We start from the raw sequence: 15,110 nt of genomic DNA, 5'->3' as shown, positions 1-15,110 counted from the left end.
GTCAGACCGTCAGGACGATCTTGCCGCGGGTGCGGCCCGCGGCGCTCAGCTTCCAGGCCTTGGCGGCCTCGGCGAGCGGCAGCGCGTGCTCCACGTTGACCGTGAGGCTGCCGGCGTCGGCCAGCTCGGCCAGGAAGGTCAGGTCGGCGGTGTCGGGGCGCACCCACAGCTGGTGCGCGCCCTTGGCGGCAGCCTCGTAGTCGGCGATCGAGACGACCCGCCCGCGCTCCTTGACGAGCGACTGGAGGATCTCGACGGCGCCGTCCCCGTGGAAGTCCAGGCCCGCGTCGACGCCTTCGGGCGCCAGCTCGCGGATCCGGTCCGCCAGCCCCTCCCCGTACAGCACGGGTTCGGCGCCGAGCGAGCGCAGGTAGTCGTGGTTGTGCGCGCCGGCCGTGCCGATGACGCGCAGGCCGAGCGCGACGGCGATCTGCACGCCGAGGGAGCCGGTGCCGCCGGCCGCGGAGTGGATGACGACCGTCTCGCCCGCCCCCAGGCCCACCCGGGTGAGGGACTGGTAGGCCGTCAGACCGGCCAGCGGGATGCCTGCGGCCTGCTCGAAGGAGAGCTCGCGGGGCTTGTGCGCGAGGGTGCGGACGGGGGCGCTGACCAGTTCGGCGTAGGTGCCGAGTTCCACCCATTCCTTGCGGACGTAGCCGTACACCTCGTCGCCGACGGCGTAGTCGAAGGTGTCCGGGCCGATCGCCTCGACGACTCCGGCGACGTCCCAGCCGGGTATGACGGGGTGGCGGACTTCGAGGATGGGGTCGAGGTATCCGGCGGCGAGCTTCCAGTCCACCGGGTTGACGCCGGCCGCCTTCACGCGGATGAGGACCTCGCCCGGTCCCACCTTGGGCTGCGGTACCTCAACGAGCTTGAGGATGTCGGGAGTTCCGTATGCGTCGTACGTGATCGCCTTCATGATCGACACCAACGGGCCGGCCCGCGCGGCTATTCCTCTGCGTCTCGTTTCCCTCTCCCTCAGGCCGGCAGGGTGTTGCGGTGCGAACGCCGCCGGGCCGCGCTGAGGAGCGCCTGGATCTGCGCCCCGGACTGTTCGACGTGGTCGAGCGGGGAGGGGAAGGGTAGCCGCACGTCGTGGTGGCCGCGCCGTTCCTCCAGCCGCAGGGTGATCCCGTACCGGTCCAGCGCCACCGGCAGGGTGCGGACCACGGCGGCGGTGGGCAGCGGCCGGACCAGGCGCAGCAGCAGGGCGACGAGATCGGGGTGGTCGTCCTGGAGGTGGGTGAGCATGCCCGCCTCGTAGGGGGCGAGCGGGTCGGGCGCCGCCGCGTCCAACTCTTCGAGGCCGGTGTACGTGACCCCGCGCGCGGTCTCCAGGACCGCCTGGCCGAACTCCACGCAGGTGGAGTCGGCGGACTCGTCGGAGTAGGGGGTGAGCAGCCGGCCCAGCAGGGTCACGCGGGCGCGCACCCGGTCGCGTACGGGAGTGGGGGCGATGTCGGTGAACTCCAGCCGGATCGCGGGCCGGTGCTCGTGGCCGCCGTTCGTTCCGGCGGGGTGCAGGTGCAGACGGCCCATCGGGTCGGAGCCGTCGAGGTGGCGGACCTCGCTGCGCAGGCCGTCGGTGACCACGTTCATGGAGTGTGCGGCGGCCAGGACGGACCGGATCAGCTCGGCGTCGGTGGGGGCGCGGCGGGCACCGGACATGTGCATCGGGTCTCTCCATCCTCCGAGGATTACTTAGGTATGCCTAACCTAACCTATCCCTCCTTTCGGGGGTAGCCGGGGTGGCTCGTGTCGGTGTTGGGCTGAACGGGTGAAACGCGAGAGGATGGGGGGATGCACAAGAAGCCAACGGCCGAGGCGGTCCGGTGAGCAGGTACGACGTCACCGACGAACAGTGGGAGGGGCTCGCGCAGGTGGTCCCCCTGCGCAGCCGCAACGAATGGCCCTCTCGGGTGGACCACCGCACGATCCCCAAGGCGCCCGGCGCGTCGGCAGCGGAGCAGCGGCGCTTCGTGGTGATCCGGGTCCAGATCTTCGCGGACGCCCGGGAAGTGGCGGAGTACCTGATCGCGCAGATTCCGGTACTGCTCGACCTCACCGGAGCGGACAGCGAAGTCGCCAAGCGCATCCTGGACTTCAGCAGTGGCGTGGTCTTCGGGCTGGGCAGCGGGATGCACCGGGTGGACCGGAACGTCTTCCTGCTGGCGCCGGTCGGCACGGAGGTCGAGGGGATCGCGGCCGCGGCCGTCCCCCGATCGTAGGAAGGTCCGCACGAGGTAACGGTTCGCCGGACCCACGGGGCATCCGGCGGCCCGTACCGTCCGCCGCATGGACGCCACCCTGCCCGCGGCAACGCCCCGCCCCGCCCCCGTCCCCCCGTTAGCCGACGCCCCGTCACGCCCGGCCGGAACGACACCGTCACCGGCCGGGCGGAGCGCGGCGACGGCCTCGCCGGCCACCGCGCCACCCGCCCCGGCCGCGCCGGGCCCCGCTGCCCCGCCCGTGTCGGTGGCATGGTCCGGGCGAGGGGGCGGCGTGAAGCCCGTCGAGCGTGCCGAGCCCGTCGAGCCCGCCGAGCCCGCCGAGCATGCCGAGCCCGTCGAGCCCGCCCGGGCCGGGGTGCCCGGACAGGCCGGGCCCGGCGGGTACCGGGCCGCGGCCGGGCGCGCCACCGCCGGACAGGAAGGTCCCGAGCAGCGGCATCTGCGGCCCGTCCTCACCGAGTTGCGGCTCTCCGCCTTCGGCGCGCACCGGGCGGCGGTGTTTCCCGTCGGGCCCGTCACCCTTTTCGCGGGTCCCAGCGGCAGTGGGAAGTCCCAGCTCCTGGCCGCCTACGAGGCCCTCGCGGCGCTCGGTTCCGGGGCCGCGCTGGAGGAGGCCTTTCCCGACGCCCGCGCCCGCATCCCCGACCGGGCCCTGCCCGACGCGGAACGGCGGCGCGGGTTCCGGCTCGGCTGCACGGTCGACGGCCCCGCCGGGCCGGTCCGGCTCGACCTCGCCGTGCAGGCCGAGCCCGCCCTGCGGATCGTCGGTGAACGGCTCTCGCAGGGCGGGCGGATCCTGCTCGCCACCGCACTGCGCGACCCGGGCCGCCGCTCCGTGCAGGCCGCCTGGCTGACCGGCGGCTCCATCGGCGTCACCCGCGCCCCGCTGCCCGACGACCGGCTCGGCACCGCCCTGCTCCCGCTGCGCGTCGCCGGGTCCACCGCCGGGCAGCGGCAGGTGCTGGCCGCGGCCGAGCAGGTGGTGGTGGCCCTGCGCTCGGTGTTCCCCTGCGACCCCGGCCCGGACCGGATGCGCGCCCCCGTCCCGCCGGGCGAGGGCCGGCTGCTGCGGGACTGCGCCAACCTGGCCGACGTACTGCGCCGGACCCGCCACGAGTGCGGCACCCGCCACGCGCTGCTGACCGAGGCGGCCCGTACGGCCTGCTCGGGCACGGTCGCCGGGCTGGACGTACGCGTCCCCGTCGGCGGCGCCCCCGTCACCGCGCTGCTCGACCGCGGCCCCGACCGGCCCGCCACGGAACTGGCCCGCCTCGGCTCCGGCGAACTCCGCTTCCTCGCGCTGGCGCTCGTCCTGCTGACCGGACCGGGCGTGCTCGCCATGGACCCGGCCGCCGAACTGCCCTCCGCGCGGCAGGTGCTGACCGTGCTCGCCGACGACTTCGACCGCGGTCTCGACCGCCGCCAGAGCGCGGAGCTGCTGCGCCTGGCCCTGCTCTCCTGCGGCCGCGGACACGTCCGGCTGGCGGCCGCGGTGGGCGAGGCGACGGCCGATGCCGCCCGCCGCCTTCCGGGCGTCGAGGTGGTGGACCTGTCCGCCTGATCCCCGCCCCTCCCGGGCGGGATACGTTGGTGCCCCTCCGGCCGAGGCCGGGGGAGCGCTCAAGGAGGCTGGGATGAACGACACGCACGACGCCCGCGAACCGCGACCCGAGGAGCGGCTGGACCGGCTGCAGCGCCGCCTCGCGGACTTCGCGGCCGCGCGCGGCTGGGAGCCGTACCACACGCCCAAGAACCTGGCGGTGGCGCTCAGCGTGGAGGCGTCCGAACTGGTCGAGATCTTCCAGTGGCTGACACCCGAACAGTCCGCGAAGGTCATGGAGAAGCCGGAATCCGCCCACCGCGTGGCCGATGAGGTGGCCGACGTGCTCGCGTACCTGCTGCAGTTCTGTGAGGTCCTGGGGGTGGATGTGCTGGATGCGCTCGCCGCGAAGATCGAGAGGAACGAGCTCCGCTTCCCCGTGACGGGCCCTCCGACACCGAATCGTCACTCTTCGGAGTGATGGGGTCATCCACAATCACGTTTCTGTCCACATTTTCCGAATACCCCTGGCTTTACTGGCCGGTTGCCCTCACTCTGGGTAGTGGCGGGAACGGCGGGATGTCGTGCGGACGGGGGACGGCATATGGATGCGGTACGGCTCATCGCGGCCGGCCGGCACGCGCTGGCACAGAGTGGGGCTGCGTGGGACATCGTGGGCGAGGCCTGGCAGGCGCAGGCGCTCGCGCAGGGCATAGGGGGCTACCTGGCGGTCACCGGGCCGCAGGAGCTGAGATCGGAGGCGCGAGGACTGGGGGAAGCGGGAAGCAGAGGCTGCGGGGTGCTCGACAGAGCGGCCCTGCGCGGCGAGGGCGTCGCGCCGGAACGTCCGCCGAGAGCAGCCCAGTTGAGCGAGGTGTCGGATGTCCGGCAGGCGCTGCTCGGACTGCAGGCGCTGCTGGGGGAAGTGGGCATAGCCCTGGTCGGGGTGGCCTGCGGGACGGATGACGAGACCCTGTACTGGCAGTGCATAGAGTCGATCGACGCGGCCGACGAGTCGAGCGACCGGGTACGGGCGCTGCTGCGGCGGATCTCGGTCCGCGAGCGGGGGTCCGCCTCGGGGGTGGCCTGACGGGCCGTCCGGCGACGGCGGGTGGCCCGGCCTTGACGGCACGGGTCCCGCCGCGCGCGACGGGACCCGCACGGTCAGTACGCCCGGTGCGCCGGCCGCTCGTTCTCGGAGCCGGCGGCCGGAGCGCGCTCCGTGGAGGACTGGAGGTCGGCGTCGAGCTGCGAGAGGTCGGCGTTCAGCGCCGCCATCAGCTCTTCCATCTGCTGGAGCAGGCCCTTCGGCGCGCCGCCGCCCTGGGCGGGCACCACGGGCTCCTGGGGTGCGTGGTCGTGTGCTGCCTGTCCGGTCTGTCCGGTCTGGCCGGTGAGGTGACCGGTCTCCGGCGCGGACTCGTGGGACATGGCGGCCTCCTCGGCCCTGGCCCCTTCCGGGGGCGGAAGGGTGCGGTGGACGCACCGGCGAAGGGTCCGCCGGCGCGCGGGCCGGGCGGTCCGGCTCCCTCCGAGCAACGATCCCCGTCCGGCCTGGTCACTGGCGGGGCCGGGGACCGACACATCCGGTTGACGAAGATTCACTCGGCAGGGGTGGGCGGGACGGGACGGCCCGTGCCGCCGTGCGGCAACGCGTGGGCGAACCGGTGTCATGCACGCCGCGCGACACAATCCGGGACAATGGAACACGGCCGCCGCAGCCACACTCGGAACGAGGTAGCCCCGATGCCACGCGCGTCCGGCCCGCTCGCCAGGGCCCTTGAGCACAGGACCCTGCTCCTGGACGGCGGGCTGAGCAACCAGCTCACCGCACAGGGCTGCGACCTGTCCGGCGGACTCTGGACGGGCCGGGTGCTCGTCGAGCAGCCGGAGCAGGTGGAGGCCGCCCACACCGCCTACGCACGGGCCGGCGCGGAGGTGCTGATCACGGCCGGCTACCAGGTCGGGTACGAGAGCTTCGCCGCCCGCGGCCACGACCGCGCGCAGACCTCCGCCCTGCTGCGCCGCAGCGTCGAGCTCGCGGCCCGCGCGGCCGAGGCGGCCGAGCACGAGGTGTGGGTGGCCGCCTCGGTGGGCCCGTACGGGGCGGTGCTGGCGGACGGCTCCGAGTACCGGGGACGGTACGGGCTGAGCGTGCGCGAGCTCGTCGCCTTCCACCAGCCTCGCGTCGAGGCCCTGCTCGACGCGGGTCCGGACGTCCTCGCCCTGGAGACCATCCCCGATCCGGACGAGGCCGAGGCCCTGCTGACGGTCCTGGCCCGGACCGGGGCGCCGGCCTGGCTGAGCTACACCGTCGCGGGTGGCCGCACCCGCTCCGGCACCCCGCTCTCCGAGGCGTTCGCCCTCGCCGCGGGCTCCCCGCAGATCGTCGCCCTCGGCGTCAACTGCTGCGACCCGGCCCAGGTGCTGCCGGCCCTGGAGGCCGCGGCCGGCACCACCACGAAGCCGCTCGTGGCCTACCCCAACGACGGCTCGGTCTGGGAAACCGCCACCGGCACCTGGCACACGCCGGCCACCGAGGCGCCCTGGCCCACGGCCGCCTGGCGCCGTGCGGGCGCCCGCCTCATCGGCGGGTGCTGCCGCATCGGCCCAGAGCGCATCGCGGAGTTGGGTGCCGACGTCCTCGGCTAGCGGGGCCGGCGCCTGTCCCCCCAGGTGCCCCGGACTCGGCCTGGCCCCGCTGACCCCCTAGCGTTCGCAGGCGATGCCGTCGCCGTCTTTGTCGAGGTGTCGACCGTAGCCCGGGTCGCCGCGGCGGATGGGGGCTTTGCCGGCGGCCTTCACCGCGGCGCAGTTGCTGTAGGAGACGCTGCCTCCGCCGCCGCTGCTCGAGGCGTCCTCGTCCACCGTGGGCTTGGGCGTGGGGGTGGGCGTGGCCTTGGGAGTGGACTTCGGTTTCAGGGAGGTGCCCTTCTCGGCCGGGCACGTCGTACCGGCCGCGACGAGGTGGACGCTCGCCGGGACGGACTTCGATGCGAGCGCAGCACCCGCCGCAGGCTCCTGGAAGCACACGACCCACGTCGTGTGGTCGGCCGGCAGCGTCACGTCCGCGTACGCGCTGAGGGCGGTCAACTCGGTGTCGACCAGGGCTTCCACGGCCTTCTCGGCCCCGGCGAAGGGAGTGCCGACGACGTCGGGCATCGCGGAGGCGGGGGCCGCTGAGGCCGCCGAGGACTGGGGCGCGGCCGTCGTCGTGACGGCGGCCGGGGACTTGGCGTCGTCGCCCGACTTCTTCGCCGAATCCGGGGTCAGCAGGATCACCAGGAACCACACCCCCGACAGGACAGTGGCGATGATCTTCTTCTTCTGGTCCCACCGGCTCGTCCAGGCCAGTGCGATCCCCGCCGGGGGCAGGAGGATCAGGGCGGTGATGATCAGCGCCGGATGTTGCCACCAACGTCTTAAGGGTTGGGGGGCGTAGGAGTGGGGTTGCTGGTACTGCTGGTACACGGTGCTCCAGATCTGCCGGAAAGCGAACGAATGTTCAAACCCGAGCAGAATGTCAAACTGTGCCGGCTCTTGTATGTGAAACGAGGAAGTCCCTCACCTGCGGACTTCCCGGAAAACACGTTGGCCGGGCCTCGTGCGCCCACCCATACTCGGACGTGTGTTCCTGACGATCTCCACCACCGGTACCCCTGAACGACCCGCGACCGACCTGGGCTTCCTGCTGCACAAGCATCCCGGGAAGACCCAGGCGTTCTCCACCTCCCACGGCACCGCCCACGTGTTCTATCCCGAGGCCACGGCCGAGCGGTGCACGGCGGCCCTGCTGCTGGAGGTGGATCCCGTCGCGCTCGTGCGGCGCGGGCAGGGCAAGGGGCGGGGCGGGGCTCCCGACGCGGCGCTCGCGCAGTACGTGAACGACCGCCCGTACGCCGCCTCCTCGCTGCTCGCCGTCGCGCTCAGCGGGGTGTTCCGCAGCGCGCTGAAGGGTCAGTGCGCCGCGCGGCCCGAGCTGCCCGAGGAGAAGCGGCCGCTGCGCGTCGAGATCCCCGTACTGCCCGCACGCGGCGGAGCGGCGCTCGTGCACCGGCTGTTCGACCCGCTGGGCTGGGACCTCGTCACCGTGGAGCCCGTACCGCTCGACGAGCGGTTCCCCGAGTGGGGGGACTCCCGGTACGTGCGCCTCGTACTGGAGGGCGAGCTCCGGCTCGCCGACGCCCTGCGCCAGCTGTACGTGCTGCTGCCCGTCCTCGACGACGCCAAGCACTACTGGATCGCACCCGACGAGGTCGACAAGCTGCTGCGCGCCGGGGACGGCTGGCTCGCCTCCCACCCCGAGCACGGGCTGATCAGCTCCCGCTACCTGGCCCGTCACAAGCGGCTGACCCAGGACGCGCTGGAGCGGCTGGAGCTGGTACGCCTCGCCGAGTCCGACGGCAGCGAGGTCGAGGAGCTCGACAACGCGGTCGACGACGAGATCGCGGAGCGGTCCGTGCCGCTCGCCGTGCAGCGGCGCGAGGCGATCCTCGCCGCGCTGCGGGCCGCGGGCGCCGCACGCGTCCTCGATCTCGGCTGCGGACAGGGGCAGCTGGTGCAGGCCCTCCTCAAGGAGGTGTCGTTCACCGAGATCGTCGGCATGGACGTGTCCGTGCGCGCCCTGAACCTGGCCGCCAAGCGGCTGCGGCTGGAGCGGATGGGGGAGCGGCAGAGCTCGCGCGTCACGCTCATGCAGGGTTCGCTCGCCTACACCGACAAGCGGCTGGCCGGCTACGACGCGGCCGTGCTGAGCGAGGTCATCGAGCACCTGGACCCGGAGCGGCTGCCCGCCCTGGAGTACGCGGTGTTCGGCTCGGCCCGCCCCCGGACCGTTCTCGTCACCACTCCGAACGTCGAGTACAACGTCCGCTGGGAGACGCTGCCCGCCGGGCAGGTCCGCCACGGCGACCACCGCTTCGAGTGGACCCGCGAGGAATTCCGCGCCTGGGCCGACGGCGTCGCGAACCGGCACGGCTACGGCGTCGAGTTCGTCGCCGTGGGCGACGACGACCCCGAGGTCGGGCCACCGACCCAGATGGCCGTCTTCACCCAGACCGACACCACCACCGAGACCCCGAAGGAGGGCGAGGCAGCATGACCACCGAGACCGATACCGACATCAGCACCGAGACCGAGAAGCACCGCGTACTTCCCGTCACCGATCTGTCCCTCGTCGTCCTGATCGGAGCCACCGGATCGGGCAAGTCCACCTTCGCCCGCAAGCACTTCAAGCCGACCGAGGTCATCTCCTCCGACTACTGCCGGGGGCTCGTCTCCGACGACGAGAACGACCAGAGCGTCAGCCGGGACGCCTTCGACGTCCTGCACTTCATCGCGGGCAAGAGGCTGGCGGCGGGGCGCCTGACCGTCGTCGACGCGACGAGCGTCCAGGCCGAGGCCCGCCGCGGCCTGGTCCGGCTCGCCCGCGAGCACGACGTACTGCCCATCGCCATCGTGCTCGACATGCCCGAAGAGGTCTGCGCCGAGCGCAACGCGGCCCGCCCCGACCGGGCCGGACTGCCCCGCGCCGTCATCCAGCGCCACCGCCGCGACCTGCGGCGCTCCCTGCGCGGTCTGGAGCGCGAGGGATTCCGCAGGGTCCACGTGCTGCGCTCCGTCGAAGAGGCCGAGAGCGCCGAGGTGGTGCTGGAGAAGCGCTTCAACGACCTCACCCACCTCACCGGCCCCTTCGACATCGTCGGTGACATCCACGGCTGCTCCTCCGAGCTGGAGACTCTCCTCGCCAAGCTCGGCTACGAGGACGGCGTCCACCCCGAGGGCCGCACCGCCGTCTTCGTCGGCGACCTCGTCGACCGCGGTCCCGACAGCCCGGGCGTCCTGCGCCGCGTCATGGGCATGGTGAAGTCCGGCAACGCCCTGTGCGTGCCCGGGAACCACGAGAACAAGCTCGGCCGTCACCTCAAGGGCTCCAAGGTCCAGCGGACCCACGGGCTCGCCGAGACCATCGAGCAGCTGGAGAAGGAGCCGGAGGAGTTCGTACGGGAGGTGCGGGAGTTCATCCGCGGCCTCGTCAGCCACTACGTGCTCGACGACGGCAAGCTGGTGGTCTGCCACGCGGGCCTGCCCGAGAAGTACCACGGTCGCACCTCCGGCCGGGTCCGCTCGCACGCCCTGTACGGGGACACCACCGGCGAGACGGACGAGTTCGGCCTGCCCGTGCGCTACCCGTGGGCCGAGGATTACCGCGGCAAGGCCGTCGTGGTCTACGGCCACACCCCGGTCCCCAACACCGCGTGGATCAACAACACCATCTGCCTGGACACCGGCGCGGTGTTCGGCGGGAAGATGACCGCCCTGCGCTGGCCCGAGCGCGAACTGGTCGACGTGCCGGCGGAGAAGGTCTGGTACGAGCCGGTCAAGCCGCTCGCCGCAGAGGCGCCCGGCGGGCACGACGGGCGCCCGCTCGACCTGGCCGACGTACAGGGACGCCGGGTCGTCGAGACCCGGCACCTCGGCAACGTCAACGTGCGCGAGGAGAACGCGGCCGCCGCCCTGGAGGTCATGAGCCGCTTCGCGGTGGACCCGCGCCTCGTGCCGTACCTGCCTCCGACCATGGCGCCGACCGAGACCTCGCGGGAGGAGGGCTACCTGGAGCACCCGGCCGAGGCCTTCGCCCAGTACCGCAAGGACGGCATCGCCCAGGTCGTGTGCGAGGAGAAGCACATGGGCTCCCGCGCCACCGTCCTGGTCTGCAAGGACACCGACGCGGCCCGCGAGCGGTTCGGCGTGGACGGGCCCACCGGCTCCGTCTACACCCGCACCGGCCGGCCCTTCTTCAAGGACCCGGAGGTCACCGAGGAGGTCCTGACCCGGCTCCGCTCGGCCGTCACCGACGCCGGTCTCTGGGAGGAGCTCGGCACGGACTGGCTGCTGATCGACGGGGAACTGCTGCCCTGGTCGCTGAAGTCCACCGGCCTGCTGCGCAACCAGTACGCCGCCGTGGGCGCGGCCTCCGGCGCCGTCTTCCCGGGTGCGCTCGCCGCGCTGGAGGCGGCCGCAGCCCGCGGCATCGACACCGGTGAGCTGCTGGAGCGCCAGCGCGGCCGGGCCGCCGACGCCGCCGCGTTCACCGAGGCGTACCGGCGCTACTGCTGGACCACCGACGGGCTGGACGGCGTACGGTTCGCGCCGTTCCAGCTGCTGGCGGCGGCCGGGCGTTCGCTGGCCGCCGTACCCCACGACGAGCAGCTGTTCTGGCTGGACCGGCTGGTCGCCGCCGACGAGGCCGCGGGCACCGGGCTGCTGCGCCGCACCGGCCGGATCCTCGTGGACACCGCGGACGAGGCCTCCGTACGGGCCGGCACCGACTGGTGGCTGGAACTGACGGCCGCCGGCGGCGAGGGCATGGTCGTCAAGCCGCTCCAGGCCTACGCCCGGGACGCCAAGGGCCGCCTCGTGCAGCCCGGCGTCAAGGTGCGGGGCCGCGAGTACCTGCGGATCATCTACGGCCCGGAGTACACCCGTCCGGACCACCTGGAGCGGCTGCGCCAGCGCTTCCTCGGGCACAAGCGCTCCCTTGCGCTGCGCGAGTACGCGCTCGGTCTGGAGGCGCTGGACCGGCTGGCCGCCGAGGAGCCGCTGTGGCGGGTGCACGAAGCGGTCTTCGCGGTGCTGGCCCTCGAATCGGAGCCGGTCGACCCCCGGCTCTGACACCGGAGGGCATATGCCGACAGCCGCCCGGGGCGTCAAGCCGAGACCTCCGGGCGGCCCCTCTTTAGGTCGTATGGGGGAACTTTCGCCCCGAACGCAGGGAACCCGCCCGGCGGGATCGTTCATCCAGGGCAGCGGAGTGTCCGCGACCCTGGAAGGACGGAACGTCACCTATGAAGATGACCGCGCGCGGAAGCATTGCGGCGCTCATGACCTGTATGGCGGCGGCCGGCGCTGCCACCCCGGCCGTCGCCGACTCGGTGCCGGTCGGTGTCCCCCTGGACGCCGTGAAGACCACGCTGGGCGTGGACACCCCGCGCGTGGCCACCGGGATCCCGGTGCCGGTCGTCGGAGCGCCCGAGGCGCCGGTCCAGCACATGGGGGACATGCTTCCGACCCCACTGCTCCCGACCGTCCCGCTCAGCACCGAGCTCGGCCGCACGCTCGTCTCCACGCCGGTGCCGAACCTGCTGGGCGACCCGGCGACGGACGGCGAGGGCTCCCTGACGGCCCCGGACACGGACATGCGCGCCCACACCCCCGGCGCGGTCGTCGGCTCCCCGCTGACGATGCCGAACGCCGCCAACTACGGTCTGCCGGACGTCACGCTGCCCAAGCTGGGCGTGGTCGCCCCGGAGCTCGTCGGCGCGCCGACGGCGCTTCTCGGCCTCACCCCGGCCCGCTGAGCGGACGCCGGGTCAAAGCCGCCCCGTCTGGGAACGTGTACGGCATGGGATTCCATGTCGACTCCGAGACCGGGCGGCTTCGCCGCGTCATCCTCCACCGGCCCGACCTGGAGCTGAAGCGGCTCACACCGAGCAACAAGGACGCGCTCCTCTTCGACGACGTGCTGTGGGTGCGCCGGGCCCGCCAGGAGCACGACGGTTTCGCGGACGTGCTGCGCGACCGGGGTGTCGCGGTCCACCTCTTCGGCGATCTGCTGGTCGAGTCCCTGGACATCCCGGAGGCGAGACATCTCGTACTGGACCGGGTCTTCGACGAGAAGGAGTACGGGCCGCTCGCCACCGATCACCTGAGGTCGGACTTCGACGCACTGTCCTCGGTCGAACTGGCGGAGGCGCTGGTCGGCGGGATGACCAAGCGCGAGTACCTGGAGCGGCACGCCGAGCCGCTGTCGGTGCGCTTCCACGCGCTGGACCTGGACGGCTTCCTGCTGGGGCCGCTGCCCAACCACCTCTTCACCCGGGACACCTCGGCCTGGATCTACGACGGCGTGTCCATCAACGCGATGCGCTGGCCGGCCCGGCAGCGGGAGACCGTCCACTTCGAGGCGATCTACAGGCACCATCCGCTCTTCACCTCCTCCGGGGCCTTCCACTACTGGTCACAGGGGCAGACGGACTACCCCTCGACCATCGAGGGCGGCGACGTGCTGGTCATCGGCAACGGGGCGGTGCTGATCGGGATGAGCGAGCGGACCACCCCGCAGGCGGTGGAGATGCTGGCGCGGGGCCTGTTCGCCGCCGGTTCGGCGCGCAGCATCGTGGCCCTCGACATGCCGAAGCGGCGGGCCTTCATGCACCTGGACACCGTGATGACCATGGTCGACGGAGATACGTTCACCCAGTACGCGGGGCTCGGCATGCTCCGCTCCTACACGATCGAGCCGGGCGACGGTCCGGGCGAGCTGAAGGTGACCGACCATCCGGCGGAGCACATGCACCGGGCGATCGCGGCGGCCCTGGGCCTGGACTCCATCCGGGTGCTGACCGCGACCCAGGACGTGCACTCGGCGGAGCGCGAACAGTGGGACGACGGGTGCAACGTACTGGCCGTGGAGCCGGGGGTGGTCGTCGCCTACGAGCGGAACGTGACCACCAACACCCACCTGCGCAAGGAGGGCATCGAGGTCATCGAGATCCCGGGCAGCGAGCTGGGCCGGGGCCGCGGTGGGCCGCGCTGCATGAGCTGCCCGGTCGAACGCGACGCCGTGGCCTAGACCGGCCCGGCGGCTCCGTGGCCGCGCGGCCCCATGGCTCGCCGGCTCCACCACTTCGTGAGGCAGCGATCACGTTTCTGTATATCAATGCAGAGCATCGTATAGACTTCCAACATCCCCTGTCACCGTGACGCTGGAGCGACCCCATGGCCACCGACCTCACCGGCCGCAGTTTCCTCAAGGAGCTCGACTTCACCGCCGCCGAGTTCCGCGGCCTGGTCGAGCTCGCCGCCGACCTGAAGGCGGCCAAGAAGGCCGGGATCGAGCAGCGTCAGCTCAAGGGCAGGAACATCGGCCTGATCTTCGAGAAGACCTCGACGCGCACCCGCTGCGCCTTCGAGGTCGCCGCCGCCGACCAGGGCGCCCACACCACCTACCTCGACCCCTCCGGCTCCCAGATGGGCCACAAGGAGTCGGTCAAGGACACCGCCCGGGTGCTGGGCCGGATGTTCGACGCGATCGAGTACCGGGGTGACAGCCAGGACACCGTGGAGGAGCTCGCCGCCTACTCCGGCGTGCCCGTCTTCAACGGCCTCACCGACGACTGGCACCCCACCCAGATGCTGGCCGACGTCCTCACCATGACCGAGCACAGCGCCAAGCCGCTGGAGCGGATCTCCTTCGCCTACCTCGGTGACGCCCGCTTCAACATGGGCAACTCCTACCTGGTGACGGGCGCGCTGCTGGGCATGGACGTACGGATCGTCGCGCCGAAGGCCTACTGGCCGACCGAGCCGGTGGTGGCCCAGGCGCGCAGGCTTGCGGCGGAGAGCGGTGCGCGGATCACCCTGACCGAGGAGATCGCGGAGGGCGTCGCCCAGGCCGACTTCGTCCTGACGGACATCTGGGTTTCGATGGGTGAGCCCAAGGAGGTCTGGGACGAGCGGATCGCCGCCCTGTCCCCGTACGCCGTCACCATGGACGTGCTGCGGGCCACCGGGAACCCGGACGTGAAGTTCATGCACTGCCTGCCGGCCTTCCACGACCTCGGCACCAAGGTGGCCCGGGAGATCCACGAGAGCCACGGGCTGGAATCGCTCGAGGTGACGGACGAGGTGTTCGAGTCGGAGTACTCCATCGTCTTCGACGAGGCCGAGAACCGGCTGCACACCATCAAGGCCGTACTCGTGGCGACGCTGGCGAAGCCGAAGTCCGACGCATAGTCATCCGACGCATAGTCATACGCGCGCGGGCAGGGTGAACCACACCGCCTTGCCCCGCGCGGTGCGGCGGTGGCCGCAGGCGGAGCTGAGGGCGCGGATCAGCAGCAGCCCGCGGCCGTGCTCCTGCCAGGGGTCGGGGTGGTGTCCGTCCGGGCGGGCCGTCAGGTCGCCGGGCGGCTGCGGATCGCCGTCGTGGACCTCGACCTGGCAGCCGTTCGCCAGCAGTTCCACGACCAGTTCGATCGGGACGCCGCTGTCGGTGTGCTCCACGGCGTTGGCGACCAGCTCCGCCGTCAGCAGCTCCGCCGTGTCGCTGTCCGCAGGCCTCTCGATCTCGGCCAGCGCGGTGCGGACGAGCGCGCGGGCCATGGGTACGGCGGCCGCCGTGTGCGGCAGGGCGATCCGCCAGGCGGAGGGGTCGTGCAACGCGGCACCGTCCTTCCGTGGTCAGTAGGTACTGAATTCAACGATACGAAGTTGAAATCTGTTCCTGTAGGGCACCCCGGCGGAACGGCGGGGGACCTTGGTCGCCAAGAGGT

General features: G+C 72.3%; 15 protein-coding genes. 10 read left to right on the top strand and 5 right to left on the bottom strand.

What is annotated here, in order from left to right:
• Position 1: 1 nt before the first annotated feature.
• Both ACIQ5Y_RS12175 and ACIQ5Y_RS12170 read right to left on the bottom strand, forming a co-directional pair.
• On the bottom strand, positions 2 to 922 hold the full coding sequence (locus tag ACIQ5Y_RS12175) for an NADP-dependent oxidoreductase (RefSeq protein ID WP_403878608.1): 921 nt from the start codon (positions 920 to 922) through the stop codon (positions 2 to 4).
• A 59-nt stretch (positions 923 to 981) separates the two neighbouring features.
• Complete coding sequence (locus ACIQ5Y_RS12170; RefSeq protein ID WP_403878605.1) at positions 982 to 1,677, bottom strand: DUF2470 domain-containing protein; 696 nt, start codon at positions 1,675 to 1,677, stop codon at positions 982 to 984.
• Between the two features lie 158 nt (positions 1,678 to 1,835).
• On the opposite strand from ACIQ5Y_RS12170, the gene ACIQ5Y_RS12165 reads away from it, so the two are divergent.
• From ACIQ5Y_RS12165 to ACIQ5Y_RS12150, 4 genes are all read left to right on the top strand, one after another.
• Positions 1,836 to 2,231 (top strand): cell division protein SepF, encoded by a 396-nt coding sequence (locus ACIQ5Y_RS12165; RefSeq protein WP_189739116.1) that lies wholly within the window; start codon positions 1,836 to 1,838, stop codon positions 2,229 to 2,231.
• 274 nt (positions 2,232 to 2,505) lie between these two features.
• The gene (locus ACIQ5Y_RS12160; protein WP_403878602.1) at positions 2,506 to 3,795 is read left to right on the top strand and encodes an ATP-binding protein; all 1,290 of its coding nucleotides are present in this window, start codon (positions 2,506 to 2,508) and stop codon (positions 3,793 to 3,795) included.
• 73 nt (positions 3,796 to 3,868) lie between these two features.
• On the top strand, positions 3,869 to 4,255 hold the full coding sequence (locus ACIQ5Y_RS12155) for a nucleotide pyrophosphohydrolase (RefSeq protein ID WP_403878599.1): 387 nt from the start codon (positions 3,869 to 3,871) through the stop codon (positions 4,253 to 4,255).
• Between the two features lie 123 nt (positions 4,256 to 4,378).
• Positions 4,379 to 4,864 carry a DUF6099 family protein gene (locus ACIQ5Y_RS12150; RefSeq protein WP_403878596.1) on the top strand — a complete coding sequence of 162 codons (486 nt, stop codon included), beginning with the start codon at positions 4,379 to 4,381 and terminating at the stop codon, positions 4,862 to 4,864.
• Between the two features lie 74 nt (positions 4,865 to 4,938).
• On the opposite strand, the gene ACIQ5Y_RS12145 is transcribed toward ACIQ5Y_RS12150, so the two are convergent.
• Complete coding sequence (locus ACIQ5Y_RS12145) at positions 4,939 to 5,205, bottom strand: hypothetical protein (protein WP_403878593.1); 267 nt, start codon at positions 5,203 to 5,205, stop codon at positions 4,939 to 4,941.
• Positions 5,206 to 5,520: 315 nt separating this feature from the next.
• On the opposite strand from ACIQ5Y_RS12145, the gene mmuM reads away from it, so the two are divergent.
• The gene (gene mmuM, locus ACIQ5Y_RS12140) at positions 5,521 to 6,426 is read left to right on the top strand and encodes a homocysteine S-methyltransferase (protein WP_403878590.1); all 906 of its coding nucleotides are present in this window, start codon (positions 5,521 to 5,523) and stop codon (positions 6,424 to 6,426) included.
• A gap of 57 nt (positions 6,427 to 6,483) precedes the next feature.
• Here the strand turns inward: mmuM and ACIQ5Y_RS12135 are convergent, their stop codons facing one another.
• Positions 6,484 to 7,245 carry an excalibur calcium-binding domain-containing protein gene (locus ACIQ5Y_RS12135; RefSeq protein ID WP_403878588.1) on the bottom strand — a complete coding sequence of 254 codons (762 nt, stop codon included), beginning with the start codon at positions 7,243 to 7,245 and terminating at the stop codon, positions 6,484 to 6,486.
• Positions 7,246 to 7,402: 157 nt separating this feature from the next.
• On the opposite strand from ACIQ5Y_RS12135, the gene ACIQ5Y_RS12130 reads away from it, so the two are divergent.
• The 5 genes from ACIQ5Y_RS12130 (at position 7,403) to argF (ending at position 14,571) form a co-directional block, all read left to right on the top strand.
• A complete protein-coding gene (locus ACIQ5Y_RS12130; protein ID WP_403878585.1) occupies positions 7,403 to 8,875 on the top strand; it encodes a 3' terminal RNA ribose 2'-O-methyltransferase Hen1 in 1,473 nt (490 codons plus the stop codon).
• The gene (locus tag ACIQ5Y_RS12125; RefSeq protein ID WP_403878582.1) at positions 8,872 to 11,448 is read left to right on the top strand and encodes a polynucleotide kinase-phosphatase; all 2,577 of its coding nucleotides are present in this window, start codon (positions 8,872 to 8,874) and stop codon (positions 11,446 to 11,448) included. Before ACIQ5Y_RS12130 ends, ACIQ5Y_RS12125 begins: the two co-directional genes overlap by 4 nt.
• Before the next feature lie 179 nt (positions 11,449 to 11,627).
• Positions 11,628 to 12,134, top strand: a complete 507-nt coding sequence (locus tag ACIQ5Y_RS12120) for a hypothetical protein (RefSeq protein ID WP_403878579.1) — start codon at positions 11,628 to 11,630, stop codon at positions 12,132 to 12,134.
• A gap of 44 nt (positions 12,135 to 12,178) precedes the next feature.
• Complete coding sequence (locus tag ACIQ5Y_RS12115) at positions 12,179 to 13,408, top strand: arginine deiminase (RefSeq protein ID WP_403878576.1); 1,230 nt, start codon at positions 12,179 to 12,181, stop codon at positions 13,406 to 13,408.
• A 146-nt stretch (positions 13,409 to 13,554) separates the two neighbouring features.
• Positions 13,555 to 14,571 (top strand): ornithine carbamoyltransferase, encoded by a 1,017-nt coding sequence (gene argF, locus ACIQ5Y_RS12110; RefSeq protein WP_403878573.1) that lies wholly within the window; start codon positions 13,555 to 13,557, stop codon positions 14,569 to 14,571.
• A gap of 15 nt (positions 14,572 to 14,586) precedes the next feature.
• Here the strand turns inward: argF and ACIQ5Y_RS12105 are convergent, their stop codons facing one another.
• Entirely contained in the window at positions 14,587 to 14,997 is a 411-nt protein-coding gene (locus ACIQ5Y_RS12105) for an ATP-binding protein (RefSeq protein ID WP_403878570.1), read from the bottom strand.
• Positions 14,998 to 15,110: the final 113 nt, after the last annotated feature.

The sequence above is a fragment of the Streptomyces sp. NPDC096339 genome, from assembly GCF_044762985.1.
Classification (GTDB): Bacteria; Actinomycetota; Actinomycetes; order Streptomycetales; family Streptomycetaceae; genus Streptomyces.
Note: the sequence above shows the minus strand (reverse complement) of the source record. Positions and strands in the feature narration are given on the sequence as shown.

Coding starts and splice junctions, on each gene's coding strand:
- ACIQ5Y_RS12175 (WP_403878608.1), bottom strand. CDS start 922: ATGAAGGCGATCACGTACGACGCATACGGAACTCCCGACATCCTCAAG.
- ACIQ5Y_RS12170 (WP_403878605.1), bottom strand. CDS start 1,677: ATGCACATGTCCGGTGCCCGCCGCGCCCCCACCGACGCCGAGCTGATC.
- ACIQ5Y_RS12155 (WP_403878599.1), top strand. CDS start 3,869: ATGAACGACACGCACGACGCCCGCGAACCGCGACCCGAGGAGCGGCTG.
- ACIQ5Y_RS12150 (WP_403878596.1), top strand. CDS start 4,379: ATGGATGCGGTACGGCTCATCGCGGCCGGCCGGCACGCGCTGGCACAG.
- ACIQ5Y_RS12145 (WP_403878593.1), bottom strand. CDS start 5,205: ATGTCCCACGAGTCCGCGCCGGAGACCGGTCACCTCACCGGCCAGACC.
- mmuM (WP_403878590.1), top strand. CDS start 5,521: ATGCCACGCGCGTCCGGCCCGCTCGCCAGGGCCCTTGAGCACAGGACC.
- ACIQ5Y_RS12125 (WP_403878582.1), top strand. CDS start 8,872: ATGACCACCGAGACCGATACCGACATCAGCACCGAGACCGAGAAGCAC.
- ACIQ5Y_RS12120 (WP_403878579.1), top strand. CDS start 11,628: ATGACCGCGCGCGGAAGCATTGCGGCGCTCATGACCTGTATGGCGGCG.
- ACIQ5Y_RS12115 (WP_403878576.1), top strand. CDS start 12,179: ATGGGATTCCATGTCGACTCCGAGACCGGGCGGCTTCGCCGCGTCATC.
- argF (WP_403878573.1), top strand. CDS start 13,555: ATGGCCACCGACCTCACCGGCCGCAGTTTCCTCAAGGAGCTCGACTTC.